A 21,815-nucleotide genomic window follows, 5' to 3' on the forward strand; every position below is an offset into this window, starting at 1 on the left:
CCCATCAGCACAGGGCCCTCGAAGGGGTCTAGAGCGGTATGGAGATCAGCGGCGGCGGCGACGCGGGAGCTCCGATGGCAATCGCCAGCTGGTCGGGTGCGTAGTTGATCAGGAAGGGCAGCAGGCCGCTGAACGGCGTGCCGCCGACACCCGCGTTCAGGGTGATCGGCCCGAGGCCCAATCCATTGAGGCTGCCGCCGAGCACGTCGAGCGAGACGGTGACCGGATAGTAGCCCGGTTGCACGAGGAGCCCGTCGAGCGGGAAGTTGGCGACCACGCTGAGGTCCGCGATGTCGCTGAGGTTCAGGCCCAGCGGCGTGGTCAGGCCCGATAGCGTCAACGCGTACGGGAAGGTTGCCTGTCCGTTGAGGAAGCCGTTGGCGATGACGGCGGGTGCGTCGATCAGCGCCGCGGCCGCGGCCGACGCGTTTCCCGCCTGAACGGCGCTCATGAAAGCCGAGGCGCTGGACCCCGCCGCCTCGATGGTGCTGACGGGCGCACCCAGCAGGTCGATGCCGGCGACGATCGGCAGGCCGACCAGATTGTCGATGGTCGCACTCAGCGGTGCCGGGTTGGTGCCCAGTGTCAACACCGGCGTGATCGCCGTATTCGTGGCCGTCTGAACGACATTGGCGAAGTTCTGCGCGATGTGGCCCGGGATGGTCGCGATGGGCGTCAGCGCCGGCCCGACGCCCGAGAAAGCGGTTTGCAGGTCGACCAGGCCGCCCGCGAAGTTGCCGGCCGCGAACGCTTGCGAGGCGGCCTGGAAGGCCGCCGAATTCGCCAGGACGGACTGCCCGGCGTTCTGCAGCGACGACAGGACCGTCTGGCCGTAGACCATCTGGTTGGCCACGAACTGGCGTAGCAAGGGGAACGGATTGGCCAGGAACGAGGAACCCAGCGCTTGCAGGTTGTTCCACGTGTTGTAGACGAGCGCTTCGTACGGCCCGGCGATGCCGGTGAAGAACGGGCCGACGTCCCCGACGTTCACCTGGACCAGGCCCGGCAGCAGATTGTTCACGATGCCGGTCAGCTGGTTCTCCAGCCCGGTCACCAGGCCCGGGAGGCCGGGGAGGGCGCCGGACACAAGCGAGGTCAGTCCGCCGCCCAGCGAATCCAGGGTGCCGCCGAGCGAACCGATGCCGCCCAGCAACCCGCCCAGACCCGTGCCGCCGGTCAGCCCGCCGAGCAGCCCGGTCAGACCACCCGCGCCCCCGGTGAGGCCGCCCAGCAACCCGGTCAGACCACCCGCGCCCCCGGTGAGGCCGCCCAGCAACCCGCCGAGACCTGTGCCGCCGGTCAGGCCGCCGAGGACGCCGTTGATGCCGCTGGTGCCACCGCCGCCGGAACCCCCGCCGAGGATGCCCGTGAGGCCGCCGAGGAGCCCCGCGGCGGGATTGCTGGATGCGGCTGCGCCGAGGGACGCGCCACCGCCGAACACCGCGCGCGCCGGTGCGGCAGCGACGTTCGCCAGCGTCTGCTCGGCGTTGGCCACCTCGGTGCTGAGGTAGGCGCCGGCGCCGGCGTTCAGCACGTTGACGAACTCCGCGTGGAATGCCCGCGCCTGGGCGCTGGCGGCCTGGAACTCGGCGCCGTAGTTGCCGAACATGCCCGCGATGGCGGCCGAGACCTCGTCGGCGGCCGCCGGCACCAGACCGGTCGTGGGGGCCGCCACGGTCGAGGCCGCCTCGGCGAGCGATTGGTGCAGGCCGGCCAAATTCTGGGCCGCGCCTTGAACCAGGTCCGGCACCGTCATGACGAATGACATCTGTCCGACTCCCCTCCGTGAATACCGAACATCGCAGAGCGACCGAGAACGGTGTTGAAAACATTAATGAAACGCAATGCAGCGCGCAGGAAATCTCGCGTTTTTATGGCGTTAACTTGCTTAGAACACCAAAGGGGAGTTTGCGGGGCGGCAACGCCCGCGGGACTCGGGTCCTCCGCCGGGTCCCGCACGCCGTGAGTCGCGAGGAATTAGCCGTTGAGCGCCGTCGCGATGATCTGGGGCGCGTACTCGACGAGGCCGGGAATCAGGCCGCCGACGGGCGGAGCGGTAATCGTGATCGTCGACAGAAGTGACGATCCCGGAACCGTCGTCGTCGTCGTCGAGAACGGCGCGAGGGGAGTAAGAAGGCCGCTGAAACGCACGGGTGCCGTCAGCGCCAGCCCGGTGAAGGGCAGCTGCACCGGCAGTGTCTCCGAGCCGTTGAGGAAGGCGTTGGCGATGTTGGCCGGAGCATCCAGCAACGCGACGGCGGCTGCCGTGGTGTTGCCCGCCTGCAGGGCCCCGAAGAAAGCCGCGCTGCTGGCCACGAACGCGCTGGCGGCGTTCACCGGTGCGCCCAACGCGTCGTAGGCCAGCACCTGCGGCAGGCCCAGTCCGACGGCCAGGGTCGCCGTCGACGGACTCAGCGCCGTCACCGACAGCGACACGGGCACGGTGAGCTGTTCGATCAGGTTCGCGTACCCCTGGCCGATATGACTGGCGATCGCCACTGCCGAAGGCAGATTCCCGGTTTCCAGGGCACTGAGGAGTTGCATCGGGTAACCGGCCTGGGCGCCGAGCGACTGCAGCAGAGCGGGCCCGGCGCCGGCGGACCATGACCGGCTGATGGCCTGCAGGTTCGCGGAGGTGTTCGAGAACAGGCTTTGGTAGGGGCCGAGGACCTCGCTGACGATCGCGGGGATCGCCGGCATCTTCGACGTTGTGGCCGCGGCGGTCCCGAGCACCGACGGCCCGAGCAGGAGCTGCGCGGGCTCGGTGGCCTCGTTGATCAGCGCCTGCTGCGCGTTGGAGACCTCGGTGCTCAGGTAGGCGGCCGCGCCGGAATTGAGCAAATTGGCGAATTGCTGGTGAAACGCCTGGGCCTGGGCGCTGATCTCCTGGAACGCCTGGCCGAACCTGCTGAAGACGGACGCGATCCCGGCCGACACCTCGTCCTCGGCCGCGGCGATCACGGCGGTCGTGGGAGCGGCTGCCGACGCCGTCGCCTCGCCCAGCGTCGAATGGATGGCAGTTAAGTCCTGGGCCGCAATCGACACCATGTCCGGCATCGTGAATACAAACGACATGAGCGCCTCCAATCAAGTTTTTGGTTCCGGTCATCCCGGCGACGCGAGCGTAAAACTACGCTATTAGACGTGTGTGAAAATACGAATTCTCGAAATTGGCGGCGTGTCATTTTTATGGACCACTAATACACCGGTTTGGTACAATTCTCGACCGGGAGTATTGAATTCGATCAAAAGAAGCCCCAATATAACTTTGCGGTATAGTACGGCGCCCCACACGATTCTTTCGGTCTGCATCAGACCGGCCCGTTAGACGAAGTGTCTGACGCGGTTCAGCTCGGCGTTATCGCCAGCGCGAGCTGCTCGGGCAGGTAGTTCAGCAATCCCTGAGCGAGGCCGCTCAGCGGCGTGCCGCCGGCCGGAACGGTGACCGTGCCGAAGGGCGGCCCGAGGGTGACGGCAGCGGTGTAGGGAGTCGTGGGCACGAGAAGCCCGTTCAGGGGAAGGTTGATGGTGGAGGGGAAGCCCGCGAGGTTGAAGCTCAACGGCACCGTCGTCTGCCCGTTGAGGAAACCGTTGGCGACGACGGCCGGCGCGTCGATCAGGGCGGCGGCCGCTCCGAACCCATTCCCGGCTTCCGCCGCCCCGACGAACGCCTCCCCCGTCGCGTTGAACGCGTTGAGCCCGTTGATGGGAGCGCCCGCGGCGTCGAAGACCAGCGCCATCGGCAGCCCGAGTGTGTTGGTCAGGGAGACGCTGAACGACGGCGGGAGAATCGTGATGCCGATGACCGGCACCGCGGTGATGCTCGTGTCCGTCACGGTGTCGAGGATGTTCGTGAAGTTCTGGGACATCTGCGCGGCGATCGAGCCGGCCGGCAGCAGGTTGGTGAAGTTCTGCGCCATCTGCCCGGGGATGGCCAGGATGGGCAGCAGATCGCCGATGGTCCCCGTCACGGAGACGCTGACGGTCGTCCCGACGGTCGTCACGGCGAAGCCCGTGACGAACAAGCTGCCGAACCCCTGCACGATGTCGGAAATCGCGCCCCCCACGTTGCCCGCGGCGAGCGCCTGGAAAGCCGACTGGAACGCCGCCGGCAAGGCCTGCAGACCGATTCCGAAGTCGTGAGCCGCGTTCTGCAGCGACATGGAGATGATCTGGGCGTAGGCGATCTGGTTGTCGATGAACTGCTCGACGTACGGGGCCGGATCGAACGCCAGCAGCGACTGGAAGGCGGCCGAGATGTTGGCAGGCAGGTTGGCCAGCACCGTCGGGAAGTTCTGCAGCAGGTATTCGACGCCCGCCGCGACCGTCTGCGCGTAGCCGACCTCGTTGGTGACGAGCTGGTGCAGGAAGGGTGCCGGATTGGCGGCCCACGTTGTGCCCAGCGTCTGCAGGTTGGCGACCGTGTTCGCGAAGAGGGCCTGGTAGGGGCCCTCGACGGCGGCGAGGCCGTTTGCCGCGCCGGCCTGCAGCAGGCCGGGCGCGAACGCGGCCTCCAGTGAACGCAGCGCGCCGGAGAGGCCGACGAGGTTGCCGGAAAGGGGCTGCAGGGCGGCCTGCACCTGGCCGGACAGCAGCGACGCGGCACCGCCGCCTTCCAGCGCGGTCACCATGGCGCCGGCGTGGTTGACGCTCTGGCCCACCGACGAGCCGAGACCGCTGAGCAGCGATCCGAGCGGCGCCGCGCCGATCGGCAAGATCGACGACTGCGCGGTGTGCAGGCTCGAGGCGAGTGCACCGGCGGTCCCGCCGGGCTGCCCGAGCAGACCATTGAGGGTTGCGAGGGAGCCGCCGCCGGCGTTGAGCGCGTTCTGCTCGGCGTTGGCGATCTCGGTGCCGAGGTAGGCGGCCGCGCCCGAGCTGATCAGGTTGACGAACTGCTCGTGAAACGCCGTCGCCTGGGCGCTGATGGCCTGGTATTCCTGGCCGAAGGTGTCGAACATCGCCGCGACCGAGGCGGACACCTCGTCCTGCGCGGCGGCCACCACTCCCGTCGTGGGTACGCCGGCCGACGCGCTGGCCTCGACGAGTGCGGAGCGGATACCCGCCAGTTTCTCGGCTGCCGCCTGCACCGCATCCGGCGTCGCGACAACGAACGACATGACCGTCTCCCATCGACTACGACGGCCGCCCGACGGCCATCGTGGCAAGGTGAGCCTAGTCACATGTCGAATAGGCCGCTGCAAATTCGGTGTTTCGGTGCGCTGCATCCGCCCACAGAAACGGGCCGCGACCGACTGGGGGCGGGACGCCGATCGTGACGGCTTCCCGCCCCGACAGCGGCTAGAAGACGAACGACGGCAGGACCGGGCTGGGCAGGGCGATGGCCAGGGCCAGCTGGGACCTGAAGTCCAGCAGAGCAGGGATGATGCCACCGATCTGGGTGCCAGCCAGCGGGCCGAGGACATCGCTGACGACGGGGCTCAACGGAGTGAAGAGTCCACCCAACGGCAGTGACGCCGTGGTTGTGGTGACGAGCAGGTTGCCGACGTTCACCGTGAGCGGCGGCAGGTTCAGCAGCGCCTGGCCGTTGAGGAAGCCGTTGGCGACGGCCGCCGGGGCGTCGAGGACCGATGCGAGTGCCGCCGACACGTTGCCGGTCTGCAACGCGCCGACGAAGGCCACGGCGCTGGAGTTCAGCGCACTGAGCGCGCTGGCGGGCGCGCCGATCCCGTCGAACAGGAGCTGCAGCGGCAGACCGAACGAGATGCCCAAATCCGCCGAGTTCAGTGACGACCCGAAGTTGGTGAAGGCGTCCACCAGGTTGGTGAAGTTCTGCGCCATCAGGGCCGGGATGGAGCCCGCCGGCAGCAGGTTCGTGAAATTCTGGGCCATCTGACCCGGAATGGCGAAGATCGGAGCCAAGTCGCCCAACGGACCGAGCGGGGTGATGGGGAACTCGCCCGGCAACCCGAGGTCGGCCAGCGGGATGAACACCTCTTGGAAGCCGGGCAGGACGACGTTCTCGAGGCCTTGTGCGACGGCGTTCACCGCGCCCTGGAAGTTCCCGGCCAGCAGGGCCTGACCCGCGGCCTGGAAGGCCGCCGGCAATCCGAGCAACCCGGTGCCCAGGTCGCGGGCCGCGGCGATCGGGGCGGTGATGAGGGTCTGGGCGTAGCCGATCTGGTTGTTGATGAACTGCTGCAACAGGGCGCCCGGATTGAAGGTTGAAAGACCTTGCAGCGCAGCCTGAATGGTTGCGGGCAGGTTGGCCAGCTCGGCGGGCAGGTTGGCAATGCCCGTTCCGATCGCCCCGGCGATCGACTGCGCATAGAACACCTGGTTGTTGACGAATTGGTGCAGGAACGGGAACGGGTTGGACACGAACGTGTTCGCGATCGCCTGCAGGTTGGTGACCGTGTTGGTGACCAGCGCCTGATACGGCCCCACGATGCTGGCACCGAACACGCCCGCGCTGTTGACCAGCCCCGGGAATCCGCCGGTCACCAGCGCCCCGAGCTGAGCCTGGAAGCCGCCGACCGCCTGGGAAATAGCCTGTCCCCCAGTCTGAATCGCGGCCGACACGCCCGCGGGAGCGCCGGCGATCGCCGACGACACGGCGTTGACGTCGGCTTGGATCTGGCCGGCCACCGCGGCGCCCAGGCCGCCGTTACCGAGCGCGATGAGGGTGCCGCCGACGCTCTGGCCGACCTGGCCGAAGGTCGATCCGGCCCCGGAGAGGGCGCCGCTGATGCTCTGCTCGACGTTGCCGAAGACCCCGCCGCCGAGCGCGACCTGCCCGGCGTTGGCGGCCTCCGCCGCAACGTACGCCCCGGCACTCGCGTTGACCAGGCTGACGAAGTGTTGGTGGAAGGCCTGCGCCTGCATGCTGAGCGCCTGGAACTCCTGGCCGACGTTTCCGAACATCGATGCGACCGCGATCGAGACCTCGTCCTGAGCCGCGGCCGCGATGCCCGTCGTGGGCCCGGCTACGGTCGTGCTGGCCTCGGCCAGCGACGAACGAATGGCCGCCAGATCTCCGGCCGCACTCTGGACCAGGTCTGGCGTTGCGATCACAAACGACATTTCCATCTCCCTCCGACACACTGCTGAGTCGAACTGACGAGTAACTTACTGGTGGGTCAACTTACTGCAGGGTAATGACTGTTGTGCTTGTGTACAAGAGGGCGTTCCCTTTCCGCCTTACCCCAGCTCAACAGCCTGATGACCGCCGGTCATCGTCTTTGCGACATGAGCGCAGAAGGGCCTCGCGCACGCACGTGCGCGAGGCCCCCCTCACTTACTTCGCAGTCGGTTACCTGCCGGTAACCAAGACAAAGGTGAGCCTAATCACGGCTTCTCGAGGCGACAAAAGACAACGAACGTTGTCACATAATCCTCTTAGGGAAGCAAACGATCGCCCCCGGCAAACAATGGGGCGGCAGTACCGGCTGGCTAACTGCGCAGCTCCGCGCCGAGTGTCTCGGCGGCGCGTCGCACGGCGCCGTCGCGAGCCGCGCTGGCGTCGTCTTCGGTGAGCGTGCGATCCGGCGCACGGAACCGCAGCGCGAAGGTCAGGGATTTGCGGTCCTCGCCGACCTGCGGCCCGGTGAAGACGTCGAAGAGCTGAATGTCCTCCAGCAGCTCTCCCGCGCCGTCCGCGACCGCGTCCGCGACGGCCTGGGCCGGTACGTCCGCGTGCACCACGAGGCTGAGGTCCTGGAACACGGCCGGAAACGGAGAGACTCGCGGCGCGGGCAGTGCCACAGGGACCGGGATCACGCTGAGGTCGAGCTCGAATGCGCACGTGCCCTTGGGAAGCCCCGAGCGCTCGATCACCGCGGGATGCAGCTGACCCGCGTGGCCGACCGGCGTGTCCCCGACAAGCACCTCGGCGCACCGGCCGGGATGCCACGGCAGGTACTGCGCGGCCCGGAACCTGACGTCGATTCCGCTGGCGCGCGACACAATTCGCACCGCCTCGAACGCGTCCGTCGCATCGGCCCGCCGGCCCGGACCCCACGGGCCCCGCCGCTCACGCAGACCGGCCAGGACACCGGCGACGTGCTGCGGCTGCCGCGGCAGGGAGGCGTCGAGCGCCGCGATCTCGGCGTCGGTGGGCCGCCGGTGCACCGGGATCAATTCGACGCTTCGTGTGTGCTCGGTGGGCTGGACGACCTGCGCCAGCGCATACAGCGCGACGTCGACCAGACCTCGGGATACGTTGCGAACCAGCGCTTCCAGCAGAGCCGGCAGCAGCGTCGTGGCCAGCTGGGGACGGTCGGCCTCGAGCGGGTTGAGCACGTGCGTGGTGTCGCGGCGCGGGTCGTCGTCGGGCAACCCCCACTGGTCGAACACGCCCGCGGGCAAAAACGGCGTCGGCAGGATCTCGACGTACCCGGATTGCGCCAGCGACCTGCCGATGGCACGGCGACGCTTCTGCAGCGCGGTCAGGCCGCGGCCCGGCGGGGCCGGCGGCAGCACCGACGGGATGGCCTCGAGGCCCTCCAGCCGCAGCACCTCCTCGACCAGGTCGGCGGGCTGCAGCAGGTCGGGCCGCCAACTGGGCGGCGTGACCGTCAGCGCCTCCCCCTCGTCGGCCACCAGCGCACCGATCTGCGACAACCGCCTGGAGGTCACCCCGGGGGCATAGGCCACCCCCGCGAGGCGGTCGGGCAGGTCGGCGGCGATCCGGATGGGCGGGAGCGACCAGTTCTCGCGCGGCGGGTCGCCCCGCCAATCGGTCAGTTTGTCCGACACCGCTCCTCCCGCGATGTCCACCAGGAGCCCGGCGCAACGGTCCAGGGCCGCAACCGAAATGGCCGGGTCGATGCCGCGTTCGTAGCGACGGGCGGCCTCGCTGGGCAGGTGCAGCCTGCGCTGGGTCCGCGATACGGCGGCCGGGTCCCACACCGCGGCCTCCAGCAGCACGTCGGTGGAATCGGCGCGCACCTCGGTGCTCGCCGCGCCCATCACGCCGCCGATCGCCGCGGTCGCCGCGTCGTCGGCGATGAGGACGTCGCCCGGAGCCAGCCTGCGCTCGATGTCGTCCAGGGTGACCACGGTCTCCCCGGGCCGCGCGAAGCGCACCTGTAAGCCGCCGGTGATGCGGTTGCAGTCGTGGGCGTGCATCGGGTGGCCGAGTTCGAGCATCACGTAGTTGGTGACGTCCACGGCCGGCGAGGTCGCGCGGATGCCCGCCAGCAGCAGTCGCCGCTGCAGCCACCACGGCGACACCGCGGCGGGGTCGATCCCGGTCACCGGGCGCAGCGCGAAACGGCGCACGCCGGTCTCGCCGTCGACCTTCAGCGGCCACGCCTCCCCTTCGGCGGGCAGCGGTTTCACCCCGGCGGGGTCGACGAAGTCCAGGTCATAGGCGCACGCGACCTCGCGCGCCAGCCCGCGCACCGACATGCAGTAACCCCGGTCGGGAGTGATCGCGAGGTGGAACACCACGTCGTCGAGCCCCAGCACCGCGGCGCCGTCGGCTCCGGGTTCGGCGGTCCCGGCGGGCAGCACCAGGATGCCGGAATGGTCTGCGCCCATGCCGAGTTCGGCTGCCGAGCAGATCATCCCGTCGGAGTCACGGCCGTAGGTCTTGCGCGCCGTGATGGTGAAACCGCCGGGCAGCGTGGTGCCGGGCAGCGCCACCACCACGGTGTCGCCGACGACGAAATTCGTTGCCCCGCAAACGATGTGGCGGGGCGCACCCTCGCCGACGTCGACCAGACAGGCCCGGATCGGCTTCTTGAAACCGGTGAGCTCCTCGATGTCGGTGACCCGTCCCACGGTCAGCGGGCCGTCCACCGGGCCGAGGGTCTGCACCTCTTCGACCTCGTGGCCTATCCGCACCAGCGTCTGCTCGAGATCGCCGGGGGCGACGTCCCAGCCCGGGGCGCCGGCCGCCACGACCTCGCGCAGCCAGCTGTAGGGAACGCGCATCAGGCACCCACCCCGAACGGCAGGCAGAACCGGACGTCGCCCTCCACCATGTCCCGCATGTCGGGTATCCCGTTGCGGAACTGCAGGGTGCGTTCCAGGCCCATCCCGAACGCGAACCCGGAGTAGACCTCGGGGTCGATTCCCGCGGCGCGCAACACGTTCGGATGCACCATGCCGCAGCCGCCCCACTCCACCCAGCCGGCGCCGCCCTTCTTGCCGACGAACCAGACGTCGACCTCGGCGGACGGCTCGGTGAAGGGGAAGAAGTGCGGCCGGATCCGGGTGCGAGCCTCGGGACCGAACTCGGCCCGCGCGAACGCGTCCAGCGTTCCGCGCAGATGCGCCATGGTCAGGCCGCGGTCCACCGCCAGCCCCTCGACCTGATGGAAGACCGGCGTGTGGGTGGCGTCGAGTTCGTCGGTGCGGAAGGTGCGGCCGATCGAGACGATGTAGACCGGCAGCTCGTGCGCCAGCAGGGTACGAACCTGCACCGGCGAGGTGTGGGTGCGCAGCAGCTGGCGGGAGTCCTGAGGCGCGATGTAGAAGGTGTCCTGCTCGCTGCGCGCCGGGTGATCGGCCGGGAAGTTCAGCGCGTCGAAGTTGAACTGCTCGGCTTCGACCTCCGGCCCCTCGGCAAGCTCCCAGCCCATCGCGATGAAGGTGTCGGCGATGTGCTCGGCCAGGATCGTGATCGGGTGTCGGGCGCCGGGCGGCTGCCGGGTCGACGGCAGCGTCACGTCGATCCCCTCGGCGATCAGCACCGCCGCGTCGCGCTCGGCGCGCAGCTCGGCCAGCCGCTCGTCGAAGCTCCGCTGGGCCGCCGCCCGCGCGGCGTTGACCCGCTTGCCCGCGTCCGCGCGCTCGCCTTTGGGCACGGCCCCCAGCGCCTGCCGCGCCAGGGCCAGCGGCGAGCGGTCGCCGAGGTGCTCGGTCTTGACGCGGGCCAGCGCCTCGAGATCGTCGGCGAGTGTGATGGCCTGCCGAGCGGCGTCGACCGCCTCGGCCAACGCCTCCGGTGACAAGTCCACGGGTTGCTCACCCACGCGACGACACTCTCCTTGCTGACGAAGCTGTCGGGGCTGCCCGCATGCGGCACGGGTCGAGTGCCGATCATAGTGATTCCGTGTCGGCCGCCCGGCAGGCGCTTGGGGCCGGTGCCGGCCTCAGGCGCCGGCTCGGCGCCGGGGCGGCTAGCCGGTCGCGACCGGCTCGGGACCGGTCAGCGCGTCCCCGACCGCTGCGGGCAGCACGGGCACGGACCTACGCGCCGTGACGAAATTCGTGAGCTTGTAGGCCGCGAACGCACCCACCAGACCGAATACCGGGGCCGCGGCCATCGTCCCCCAGTGGTGGGCCAGGACGAGGAAGCCGAACCCCGACGAGGCGGCCAGCATCAGGCACCGCACCGGGGTCCAGTGAATCGGCTGCCGGAACCGGGCGGACACCAGCACCCCGAGGATCACGGCGACGGTGTGGCCGGCGTCGGTGAAATCGCCCCCGATGATCGCCGAGGTCAGGCCGACGGCCATCCACCAGCCGACCCACGCCGGCCGCCAGCGCTGCGGCATCGCCGCGGTCATCGCCCCGAGCACCGCCAGCGCGCCGTAGCTCATCCCCACGTCGCTGGCCCGCGTGATCGACAGCGGCAACCAGCCGAATTCGACCGCCCCGGCGAGGGCGGCGGCGACCACCAGCGTCGCGCCGATGTGGCCGACGAGGAACGCGACCATGAGCCGGATGGTGCTCAGGTGCAGCTCGGCGAGCGCGAGCAGGCAGGTCAAAAACGGCAGCCAGAAGTAGAGCGGCCCGGCATCGACAACGAGCGCGCTGCCCAGCAGCGTCCCGAGGTGGCCGTGGGCCAGGTTGTGCACGTTGGTGCTGGCGCGCTGGACGATGACGTCATGCGCGTGCGGGCCGAGGGCGAGGATCGCGCAGCTGATGGCCAGCAACACGGCCGCATACGCGACGGTGAATTGGACCCGGGCGAGCCGGGACAGAAGTGCCGCTATCATCGCCGTCCATTATGGCTGCGGATTCGTTTGAGCAGAGCCATCGGAGCCTGTCCACTCCTTAAGAGTCTTGAGGCGATAAATCGCCACGTCTGCCGGCATCCCGGCGGGTTTGGGGCCGAACATCGGCCGGCGCGCGCGTTTGGCAACGACGCCCAACGCGTCCAGTTCGCTCTGAGGTATCAGGTCCAACGTAGAACTCGACACCATGATTCCACCTTTTGTGGCGCGTTCCATAACGCGAGCGGCCACGTTGACGTCGACACCGAGCCAATCCGCCGCCAGCCGCTGGGGCCGACCAGTGTGAATGCCCACCCGCATACGAGGTGTGAAGCCCGCCACTTCGACGGATTTGAGTGACTCTTTGGCGGCCAGAACCGCCCGCACCGCCACCGTCGGGTCGCCGAACACCGCCATCAGCCCGTCGCCCATCCGCTTGACGATGTGCCCGCCAGCGTCCAGCAGCGGCGGCTCGATGGCACGCGCGACCTGTCGCAGCAGGCTCAGCGCCGCCTCGTCGCCGGCCTGTAGGGACCAGGCGGAGAATCCGACAAGGTCGGTGAACACCAGCGTCACCTCGGGGTTGGCGGGCCGTCGCGACACCGTCTCGGTCAGCGCCTGCCACACCTGCAGCACCCCGAGGCTGACCTCGCGCGACACCGCGTCACGATCGCCGAGCAGCCGGTCGGCAGCTCGGGCGGCGGCGCGCGGACCCCCGTCGCCGGCGGTTGACAACGGGTCGCCGAATTCCGGGTCACCGGGCAGCAGCCGACGCGCCCGCCGGACGAAGGCCACCGCGCCGGGGCTGTGATTCCGGCCGTGCAACCACTGCGTCGCGTTGTGCACAGACGCCGGGGCACGCCGTCCAGGAGCGGGTGACTCCGCCGCGGTCACCGGTTCGGCCTCGTCGGGATCCGGTTCGCGATGCGCGAGTTCCACTTGGCCAGATTATTTCGTCCCGGCGCAGCCCGGCAACGACGGTCCCGGCGGCTGCGTCACACGGCGTCCGATCACGGGACCGCGACGCCCGGATGCAAACTCGGTAACGCCCGCCGCGGACGCCGCCCGGGCGATAGATAACGTGCGTTGTCAAAGTTATCGTGAGCGCAGTCAGGAGCACGAGGAGCCCGCGATGACGCGCACATCGACGCAGTCCGCCGAAACGACGGCCACCGCCGGGCCGCTGGGCCCAGAATCCCTGACCTGGAAGTACTTCGGCGACCTCCGCACAGGAATGATGGGCGTCTGGATCGGCGCGATCCAGAACATGTACCCCGATCTGGGCGCGGGGGTCGAGCAGCACTCGATCCTGCTGCGCGAGCCGCTGCAGCGGGTGGCCCGGTCGGTGTACCCGATCATGGGCGTCGTCTACGACGGCGAGCGCGCGGCCCAGACCGGACGGCAGATCACCGGCTATCACCGCACCATCAAGGGCACCAACGCCGCGGGGCAGCGCTATCACGCGCTCGACCCCGAGACGTTCTACTGGGCGCACGCCACATTCTTCATGCTGGTCGTCAAGGTGGCGGAGTACTTCTGCGGGGGCCTGACCGAGTCGGAGAAACGGCAGCTGTTCGACGAACACGTGCAGTGGTACCGGATGTACGGCATGAGCATGCGCCCGGTCCCGCAGTCGTGGGAGGAGTTCGCGCGGTACTGGGACCGGGTGTGCAGCGAGGTGCTCGAGGTCAACCCGGCGACGCGGGAGATCTTCCGGATGCGGATCCCCAAGCCGAAGTTCGTGCTGCTGCCGACCCCGGTGTGGGACCAACTGTTCAAGCCGCTGGTCGCCGGCCAGCGCTGGATCGCGGCGGGGTTGTTCGAGCCCGCGGTCCGCGAGAAGGCCGGCCTGCGCTGGACGCCGGGCGACGAGATTCTGCTGCGGCTGTTCGGCAAGGCGGTCGAACTCGCATTCCTGGCGGTGCCCGACGAGATCCGCCTGCATCCCCGCGCGCTGGCGGCCTACCGCCGCGCCGAAGGCCGGCTGCCGAGCGACGCGCCGTTGGTCGAGGCGCCGGCCTTCGTGGGTCCGCCGCGCGACCGGCGCGGGCTGCCGATGCACTACCACCCCCGCGGTTCGGCGCTTTCCACCGTGCTTCCCACCAAGGCGTTGATGGAACGCGCCGGCTCCCTGGTGCACACGACCCTGTCGCTGGCCGGGCTGCGCGCCGCCCGGGGCCGCCGCACGCAGGCCGCCTAGGCCTGCGCGAGCAACCCGAGCGCGTGCGCGCTCTCATACAGGCAGATGGCGGCGGCCGCGGCCACGTTCAGGCTCTCCGCGCCGCCCGCCATCGGTATGCGCACGCGCCGGTCGGCTCCGTCGGCGATCTCCGTCGGCAGGCCGTGTGATTCGGGCCCGAACAACCAGGCCGTCGGCGCGGTGAGGTCGGCTTCGTCAAGAGGTGTCCGCCCGTCCAGGGTGCTGGCCAACACCTGCAGCCCCACGGAGCGCAGCGCGGCAATCGCCGCCGCGACGTCGGGCGCGGTCACGACGGGTATCGAGAAGATGCTTCCGGCCGAGGCCCGCAGACACTTCCCGTTGTAAGGGTCGACGCCGGTGCCGCCCAGGATCACGCCCGCCGCGCCCATCGCGTCGGCGATCCGGACGATCGTACCGGCGTTGCCCGGTTCGCTGATCTCGACGGCGACGGCGATCAGCCGGGGCGAGCCGGCCAGGACCTCCTCGAGCGCGGTGTCCGGAATCTCGCAGACGGCCACCAGCCCGGCCGGGGTCACCGTGTCCGAGAGGGCCTTGGCGGCGCGCTCACTGACCACGTGCACCGGGGACCGCTGCCGCGAGAGCAGGCCCGCGTACCGTTCGGCCGCCGACTCGGTGACGAAGACGTCGCGGACCAGGCCGCGATTGCCCGCGGCCTCAACGAGATTGGGGCCTTCGGCCAGAAAGCGGCGGGTTTTGCGACGGCCGGCATGGCGATGCAGTTTGACCGCCGCGGCCACCCTGGCCGAACGTTCGGTGAGCACCCGCGGGGCTAGGCGGCCTCTCCGGAATCCGACGGGGCGTTGACGTCCTCGGGCAGCGCCGCGCGTGCCACCTCGACCAGCGCGGCGAACGCCGCCGGGTCTGCGATCGCGATGTCGGCGAGGTTCTTGCGGTCCACCTCGACCCCCGCGGCCTTAAGGCCCTGGATCAGCCGGTTGTACGTGATGTCGTTGGCCCGCGCCGCCGCATTGATCCGCGAGATCCACAACTTACGGAACTCGCCCTTGCGCGCACGGCGGTCGCGGTAGGCGTAGTTCAACGAATGCAGTTGCTGCTCTTTGGCTTTGCGGTAGAGCCGGGACCGTTGGCCGCGATAGCCCTTCGAGGCCTTCAGGATGCTGCGCCTCTTCTTGTGGGCGTTGACCGCCCGCTTCACGCGTGCCATGGGATGTTCCTACTCTCGTTCAGACGTAATCGGTTTGGGTGCCGCATGCGGGCCTGGCCGCCCGGCACTGGGTTGGTGGGGTCAGCCGTTCAGCAGCGCGTTGATGCGCCTGGTGTCGTTGGCCGCGACGGTCGTGCGGCCATCCAGCCGCCGGGTCCGCCTGGACGACTTGTGCTCGAGCAGGTGGCGCCGGTTGGCTTTCTGTCGAACGATCTTGCCGGTTCCGGTGCGCCGGAACCGCTTTGAAGCACCGCTGTGGGTCTTGGCCTTGGGCATGTTTCCTCTAGTCCTTGGGTTCTGCTGTGGTCGCTGGGGGTGGGGACGGTCAGGCGTCGTCCGACTCGTCCGTCTCGGGCAGTGCGCCGCCCCCCTCGGGGTGCCGCGCGCGCGCACGAGTCTTCGCGCCGCGGTGGGGTGCCAGCACCATCGTCATGTTGCGGCCGTCCTGCTTGGCGGAGGTCTCGACGAAACCGTAGTCGGCGACGTCGGCCCCCAACCGCTGCAGCAGGCGGTAGCCCAGCTCGGGGCGGGACTGCTCGCGTCCGCGGAACATGATGGTGACCTTCACCTTCGACCCCGCCTCCAGGAAGCGGATGACGTGGCCCTTCTTGGTCTCGTAATCGTGATCGTCGATCTTCGGTCGCAGCTTCTGCTCTTTGACGACGGTCTGCTGCTGGTTACGGCGGGATTCGCGCGCCTTCTGCGCCGCCTCGTATTTGAACTTGCCGTAGTCCATGATCTTGCAGACCGGTGGCCTGGCGTTCGGGGCGACTTCGACAAGGTCGAGATCGGCGTCTGCGGCGACGCGCAGTGCGTCTTCGATGCGCACTATGCCTACCTGCTCTCCCCCGGGGCCGATCAATCGAACTTCAGGTACGCGGATGCGCTCGTTGACGCGGGTCTCAGTGCTGATGGGGCCTCCCTTGTTGGGCTTTCGGGTCCTCTGGTGATCCAGTTCGCGACCGGCACCGGGGGGCCGTCGGGATTCAGCGGCGAAGACACCACGCCATCAGCAAGAAAGCCCTGCAAAAAGCAGGGCCCGGTGCCGACCGATCGCGGCTTCGAGCCGCCCGCGTTGCCCGCGGAACAGGCGTACACAACGCCTGTGACCGGACCGCTGCGCCCTGAAGAACTCCGAAAAGTTTCATGGCCAGCGGTGGGAGTGGGACTCCACTTAACTGTTCCTGGCGTTAGCCGGAATGGTCGCAGTGGTCAGTTTAGCAGCCGCGGCAGGCCTTTTTGCACTTCAGCTGTCGCGGGACGGCCGACCGGGCGCCCGGGCCTGCGCTGCCGGTCCGGCCAGACCCGGCTGGTGTTAGCAACTCTTGGCGCTTCGTCAGGCTTTTCACGGAGTGAGGGCATATCCTCGCGGTCTGTGACACTCACTCACCGTCTTTCGGGGCCACGCCTCGGTAGCCGGTCGCGGTCCCGGTACCACTGGGTACCGGCGGCGGCCGGCTGGACCGTCGGCGTCATTGCGACCGTGTCACTGCTGGCCAGCGTGTCGCCACTGATCCGGTTCCTGATCAAGGTCCCGCGCGAGTTCATCAACAGCTACCTGTTCAACTTCCCCGACACCAGCATCGCGTGGTCTTTCATCCTGGCGTTGCTGGCGGCGGCGCTGACCGCGCGCAAGCGCGTGGCGTGGCTGTTGCTGCTCGGCAACATGATCCTGGCCGCCGCCCTCAACGTGGCCGACATCGCCGCGGGCGACAACACCGCAGCCGAGACCCTCGGCGAGAATCTCGGCTTCGCCCTGCACGTCCTCGTGATCGTTCTGCTGGTGCTGTCCTACCGGGAATTCTGGGCCAAGGTGCGCAAGGGCGCGCTGGTCAAGGCGGCCATCGTCCTGGTCCTGGCCGACCTGGTCGGAATCCTGGTGGCCTGGGGCCTGGTCGAGGTGTTTCCCGGAACGCTGGAGCGTCAGGACCGGCTGCCGTACGTGGTCAACCGGGTGATCGGCTTCGCCATCGCCGATCCCGACCTGTTCACCGGCCGGCCGCACACCTTCCTCAACGCCATGTTCGGCCTCTTCGGCGCGCTCGCGCTGATCGCCGCCACGATCGTGCTGTTCCAGTCCCAGCGGGCCGAGAACGCGCTGACCGGTGAGGACGAGTCCGCTATCCGCGGGCTGCTCGAGCTGTACGGCAAGAACGACTCCCTCGGTTACTTCGCCACCCGCCGCGACAAGTCTGTGGTGTTCGCGCCGAGCGGTCGCGCCGCCATCACCTATCGGGTCGAGGTCGGCGTCTGCCTGGCCAGCGGCGACCCGATCGGTGACCCGAGGGCGTGGCCGGGGGCCATCGACGCCTGGCTGGGGCTGTGCCAGACCTACGGCTGGGCGCCGGGGGTCATGGGCGCCAGCACGCAGGGAGCCCGGGCCTACCGCGGGGCAGGCCTCAACGCGCTGGAACTGGGCGACGAGGCCATTCTGCGGGCCAGCGACTTCAAGCTGTCCGGCCCGGACATGCGCGGCGTCCGGCAGGCCGTGACCCGGGCCCGCCGGGCGGGATTGACCGTGGGTATCCGACGGCACCGCGACATCTCGGCCGACGAGATGGACGACACCATCGCGCGCGCCGACGCCTGGCGCGACACCCAGACCGAACGCGGGTTCTCCATGGCGCTGGGCCGGCTCGGCGACCCGGCCGACGGCGACTGCCTGCTGGTCGAGGCCAGGGACCGCGATGGCACGGTCGTCGCGATGCTCTCGCTGGTCCCCTGGGGCACCACCGGCGTCTCGCTGGACCTGATGCGACGGTCCCCGCAATCCCCCAACGGGACCATCGAACTGATGGTCAGCGAGCTCGCGCTCAATGCCGAGAACCTCGGCATCAGCCGCATCTCCCTGAACTTCGCGATGTTCCGGTCGGCCTTCGAACAGGGCGCCCAGCTGGGCGCCGGCCCGGTCGCCCGGCTGTGGCGCGGCTTCCTGCTGTTCTTCTCGCGCTGGTGGCAACTCGAGACGCTGTACCGCTCGAACATGAAGTACCAACCCGAATGGATTCCGCGCTACGCCTGCTACGAGGACGCGCGGCTGATCCCCCGCGTCGGGGTCGCCTCGGCGCTCGCCGAGGGCTTTCTGGTGTTGCCGTTCAACCGCCGCGACAAGGAGCACACCGGCCACCACACCGCGGTGCCGGAGCGCCTGGTGGCGACCGGCCTGCTGCACCACGACGGGTCGGCGCCGGACGTCAGCGGGCTGCAGGCCCAACAAGACCCCGAGTCGCCGGAGTCGACGTCGCGCCTGCCCGAGCAGGTGCGGGTGCGGCTGGCCAAGCTGAAGATCCTGCGGCGTCAGGGCATCGACGCCTACCCCGTCGGGTCTCCGCCCAGTCACACCGTGGCCCAGGCGCTCGACGCCGACGACCAGGAGACCGTCTCGGTGGCGGGACGGATCCTGCGCATCCGGGACTACGGCGGGGTGCTGTTCTCCCAGTTGCGCGACTGGTCCGGCGAAATGCAAGTGCTGCTTGACAATTCGTGCCTGGGCAGCGGGCGGGTCGCCGATTTCACCGCGGCCATCGACCTCGGCGACCTGGTCGAGGTGACCGGGCACATGGGCTTCAGCAAGAAGGGCACCCGCTCGCTGATCGTGCACGACTGGCGGATGACCGGTAAGTGCCTGCGGCCGTTGCCGAACAAGTGGAAGGGCCTGACCGATCCCGAGGCGCGGGTGCGGACGCGCTACGTCGACCTGGCGGTCAACCCGGAGTCGCGTGACCTGCTAAAGGCTCGCAGCGGTGTGTTGCGTTCGGTGCGCGACACGTTGTTCGCCAAGGGCTTCATCGAGGTCGAGACCCCGATCCTGCAGCAGATCCACGGCGGCGCCACCGCGCGGCCGTTCGTCACGCACATCAACACCTATGACATGGACCTGTTCCTGCGCATCGCCCCGGAGCTGTACCTGAAGCGGTTGTGCGTCGGCGGCGTGGAGCGGGTGTTCGAACTGGGACGAGCCTTCCGCAACGAGGGCGTCGACTTCAGCCACAACCCGGAGTTCACCCTGCTCGAGGCCTACCAGGCGCACGCGGACTACACGGTATGGATCGACGGCTGCCGCGAGCTCATCCAGAACGCCGCCCGGGCCGCTCACGGCGAGGAGGTCGTGCTGCGGCCCCGCGCCGACGGCGGCGGGGTCGAGCCGGTCGACATCTCGGGCCCGTGGCCGGTCGTGACCGTGCACGACGCGGTGTCGGCGGCGCTGGGCGAACAGGTCGATCCGCAGACGTCGTTGAGCACGCTGCGCAAGCTGTCCGACGCCGTGCACATCCCCTACCGGGCGCACTGGGACGCCGGCGCCGTGGTGCTCGAGCTCTACGAGCACCTCGTCGAGGACCGGACCGAGAAACCGACGTTCTACATCGACTTCCCGACGTCGGTGTCGCCACTGACGCGGCCGCACCGCAGCAAGAGCGGGGTGGCCGAGCGCTGGGACCTGGTGGCGTGGGGTGTCGAACTCGGCACCGCCTACAGCGAGCTGACCGACCCCGTCGAGCAGCGGCGCCGCCTGCAGCAGCAGTCGCTGCTGGCCGCCGGCGGAGATCCCGAGGCGATGGAACTCGACGAAGACTTCCTGCAGGCAATGGAATACGCCATGCCCCCGACCGGCGGGCTGGGCATGGGGATAGATCGGCTCGTCATGCTCATAACGGGTCGCAGCATCCGCGAGACGCTGCCGTTCCCGCTGGCCAAGCCGCACTGACCGGGGCCGCGAATCCCAACGAGTCCACAGCGAACACGTCGGTGAATTTGTTCCAGGGGCGTTAACAATAGATCACAATGAATGACGTGACAGCGTCCGATCACCCGCAGTTGCTGGCGAGTGGTCACACCTCTTTGATGCACGGCTGGGTGCCCACCACGATCCAGCTCATCGCCGCGGCAGTCCTGATGCTGGCCGTCGGCCGGCGGTCGCGACGCTGGCGCGTGCTCTGGCTGCCGGTCGCCGCCCTGGGCGGCGCCGCCGCCGCGTACCTGACGCACTGGTACATCGTCGACCGCGGCCTGTCCGAGGAGCCCGCACCCCCGGCGCTGTGGCTCTGGATTGCCTTGACCGGCATGGCGGTCGGGGTTTCGATCCTGGGCTGGCGGCGCGCGCGCCCCTGGCGGCGCGGCGCCGCGCTGCTGTCCGTGCCGTTGTGTCTGCTCAGCGCGACGCTGGTGCTCAACTTGTGGGTCGGTTACTTCCCCACCGTGCAGGCGGCGTGGAGCCAGCTCACCGCCGGGCCGCTTCCCGACCAGACCGACAGAGCCACTGTCACCGCGATGGCAGCGCGCGGCGCCCGGCCGCCGCACGGCAGCGTGGTGCCGGTGCTGATCCCCTCCGACGCATCGCGTTTCAAGCACCGCGGCGAGCTCGTGTACCTACCACCCGAATGGTTCGCGACCAGCCCGCCGCCGAAGTTGCCGACGGTCATGATGATCGGCGGGCAGTTCAACACGCCGTCGGACTGGACACGCGCGGGCAACGCGGTCAAGACGATCGATGATTTCGCCTCCGCCCACGACGGCAAGGCGCCGGTCCTGGTGTTCGCCGACTCCGGGGGCGCGTTCAACAACGACACGGAGTGCGTCAACGGCGTCCGCGGCAACGCCGCCGACCACCTGACCAAAGACGTTGTGCCGTTCATGATCTCGAACTTCGGCGTCAGTCCCGACCGCACCCACTGGGGCGTCGCGGGCTGGTCGATGGGGGGGACCTGCGCGGTGGACCTGACGGTCATGCACCCGGAGTTGTTCAGCGCCTTCGTCGACGTCGCGGGCGACTTCTCCCCCAACGCCGGCACCAGGGCGCAGACCATCGCGAGGCTGTTCGGCGGCAACGCCGACGCATGGGCGGCGTTCGACCCCACCACGGTGATCGAACGGCACGGGCCGTACGCGGACACGGCCGGCTGGTTCGCGATCTCGTCGGACGGTCCGCCGCGCCGCGACATCACGATCACCGACAGCGGTGCGATCCGCCTCGCCGCCCGGGAGGCGGCCGCCAACCCCGGCAACCAGACCGCGGCGGCCTACTCGCTGTGCGCGGCGGGCCGGGCCAAGGGGATCGACTGCGCGGTGATCCCCCAACCCGGCAAGCACGACTGGCCGTTCGCCGACCGCGCCTTCGCGGCGGCCCTGCCGTGGCTGGCCGGCCGGCTGGGCACGCCGGATGTTGCGCGCACGGCATTACCCGCGGCGTCGGCCCCGACGGCGGCCGCCGGCCCGGTGGTGGTCCCGGCCCAGCGCTCCGGCCCCACCACTCGATAGCCGCGCCCAGTAGCGTGATCGGCATGCCCGGGCAGCCACCATCGACTCCTGACGACCCCGGCTACGACAGCGCGGGCGTGCCGACGTGGGACTCCGTGCGGGAGAAGGTCGAGGACCGGTTCGCGACGGCGCAGGGCGCGGCGGAACTCGACGCGGAGTCACCGGAGGGCCGGACCGTCGACCGGGAATTCGAGGAACGGCAACGCGCCGCGGCCGAGCGGCTGGCCCAGATCCGCGAAACCATGCGCGACGGCGAGCGTTGAGC

The 21,815-nt window shown here is 69.3% G+C and carries 16 protein-coding genes; 4 read left to right on the forward strand and 12 right to left on the reverse strand.

All coding sequences use genetic code 11. From position 1 onward, the window contains the following. Nucleotides 1-28 precede the first annotated feature (28 nt). From G6N48_RS28150 to G6N48_RS08240, 8 genes are all read right to left on the reverse strand, one after another. The gene (locus G6N48_RS28150; RefSeq protein ID WP_085270768.1) at nucleotides 29-1,768 is read right to left on the reverse strand and encodes a PE family protein; all 1,740 of its coding nucleotides are present in this window, start codon (nucleotides 1,766-1,768) and stop codon (nucleotides 29-31) included. Between the two features lie 209 nt (nucleotides 1,769-1,977). Continuing rightward, nucleotides 1,978-3,075: a PE family protein gene (locus tag G6N48_RS08210; protein WP_085270767.1), complete on the reverse strand. Its 1,098-nt coding sequence runs from the start codon at nucleotides 3,073-3,075 to the stop codon at nucleotides 1,978-1,980. Between the two features lie 272 nt (nucleotides 3,076-3,347). Continuing rightward, on the reverse strand, nucleotides 3,348-5,120 hold the full coding sequence (locus G6N48_RS28635) for a PE family protein (protein WP_197745588.1): 1,773 nt from the start codon (nucleotides 5,118-5,120) through the stop codon (nucleotides 3,348-3,350). A 181-nt stretch (nucleotides 5,121-5,301) separates the two neighbouring features. Next, nucleotides 5,302-7,044: a PE family protein gene (locus G6N48_RS08220; protein WP_161494238.1), complete on the reverse strand. Its 1,743-nt coding sequence runs from the start codon at nucleotides 7,042-7,044 to the stop codon at nucleotides 5,302-5,304. A 369-nt stretch (nucleotides 7,045-7,413) separates the two neighbouring features. After that, the gene (gene pheT, locus G6N48_RS08225; RefSeq protein WP_085270764.1) at nucleotides 7,414-9,900 is read right to left on the reverse strand and encodes a phenylalanine--tRNA ligase subunit beta; all 2,487 of its coding nucleotides are present in this window, start codon (nucleotides 9,898-9,900) and stop codon (nucleotides 7,414-7,416) included. Further along, nucleotides 9,900-10,943: a phenylalanine--tRNA ligase subunit alpha gene (gene pheS, locus G6N48_RS08230; protein ID WP_085270763.1), complete on the reverse strand. Its 1,044-nt coding sequence runs from the start codon at nucleotides 10,941-10,943 to the stop codon at nucleotides 9,900-9,902. Before pheS ends, pheT begins: the two co-directional genes overlap by 1 nt. A 147-nt stretch (nucleotides 10,944-11,090) precedes the next feature. After that, on the reverse strand, nucleotides 11,091-11,912 hold the full coding sequence (locus G6N48_RS08235; RefSeq protein WP_085270762.1) for a rhomboid-like protein: 822 nt from the start codon (nucleotides 11,910-11,912) through the stop codon (nucleotides 11,091-11,093). 9 nt (nucleotides 11,913-11,921) lie between these two features. Further along, nucleotides 11,922-12,848: an adenylate/guanylate cyclase domain-containing protein gene (locus tag G6N48_RS08240; protein WP_085270761.1), complete on the reverse strand. Its 927-nt coding sequence runs from the start codon at nucleotides 12,846-12,848 to the stop codon at nucleotides 11,922-11,924. A 193-nt stretch (nucleotides 12,849-13,041) separates the two neighbouring features. Between G6N48_RS08240 and G6N48_RS08245 the strand changes: the two genes are divergently transcribed. Continuing rightward, nucleotides 13,042-14,109 carry an oxygenase MpaB family protein gene (locus tag G6N48_RS08245; protein ID WP_085270760.1) on the forward strand — a complete coding sequence of 356 codons (1,068 nt, stop codon included), beginning with the start codon at nucleotides 13,042-13,044 and terminating at the stop codon, nucleotides 14,107-14,109. Here the strand turns inward: G6N48_RS08245 and G6N48_RS08250 are convergent. The 4 genes from G6N48_RS08250 to infC form a co-directional block, all read right to left on the reverse strand. After that, nucleotides 14,106-14,891, reverse strand: coding sequence for a TrmH family RNA methyltransferase (locus tag G6N48_RS08250; protein ID WP_085270759.1), 786 nt, complete (start codon nucleotides 14,889-14,891; stop codon nucleotides 14,106-14,108). The two genes, G6N48_RS08245 and G6N48_RS08250, sit on opposite strands and share 4 nt — an antisense overlap. Nucleotides 14,892-14,899: 8 nt before the next feature. After that, nucleotides 14,900-15,295 carry a 50S ribosomal protein L20 gene (rplT, locus tag G6N48_RS08255; protein ID WP_085270758.1) on the reverse strand — a complete coding sequence of 132 codons (396 nt, stop codon included), beginning with the start codon at nucleotides 15,293-15,295 and terminating at the stop codon, nucleotides 14,900-14,902. An 81-nt stretch (nucleotides 15,296-15,376) separates the two neighbouring features. Next, the gene (gene rpmI, locus G6N48_RS08260; RefSeq protein WP_085270757.1) at nucleotides 15,377-15,571 is read right to left on the reverse strand and encodes a 50S ribosomal protein L35; all 195 of its coding nucleotides are present in this window, start codon (nucleotides 15,569-15,571) and stop codon (nucleotides 15,377-15,379) included. 49 nt (nucleotides 15,572-15,620) lie between these two features. Further along, entirely contained in the window at nucleotides 15,621-16,208 is a 588-nt protein-coding gene (gene infC, locus G6N48_RS08265) for a translation initiation factor IF-3 (RefSeq protein WP_085270756.1), read from the reverse strand. Between the two features lie 462 nt (nucleotides 16,209-16,670). Here infC and lysX point away from each other — a divergent pair, with 462 nt between their 5' ends. The 3 genes from lysX (at nucleotide 16,671) to G6N48_RS08280 (ending at nucleotide 21,813) form a co-directional block, all read left to right on the forward strand. Next, a complete protein-coding gene (gene lysX / locus G6N48_RS08270; RefSeq protein ID WP_085270755.1) occupies nucleotides 16,671-20,000 on the forward strand; it encodes a bifunctional lysylphosphatidylglycerol synthetase/lysine--tRNA ligase LysX in 3,330 nt (1,109 codons plus the stop codon). Between the two features lie 77 nt (nucleotides 20,001-20,077). Then, the gene (locus G6N48_RS08275; RefSeq protein WP_179969860.1) at nucleotides 20,078-21,550 is read left to right on the forward strand and encodes an alpha/beta hydrolase-fold protein; all 1,473 of its coding nucleotides are present in this window, start codon (nucleotides 20,078-20,080) and stop codon (nucleotides 21,548-21,550) included. Between the two features lie 23 nt (nucleotides 21,551-21,573). Next, the gene (locus tag G6N48_RS08280) at nucleotides 21,574-21,813 is read left to right on the forward strand and encodes a PspA/IM30 family protein (RefSeq protein WP_085270781.1); all 240 of its coding nucleotides are present in this window, start codon (nucleotides 21,574-21,576) and stop codon (nucleotides 21,811-21,813) included. Nucleotides 21,814-21,815 lie beyond the last annotated feature (2 nt).

It is taken from the genome of Mycobacterium parmense (genome assembly GCF_010730575.1).
Taxonomy (GTDB): domain Bacteria; phylum Actinomycetota; class Actinomycetes; order Mycobacteriales; family Mycobacteriaceae; genus Mycobacterium; species Mycobacterium parmense.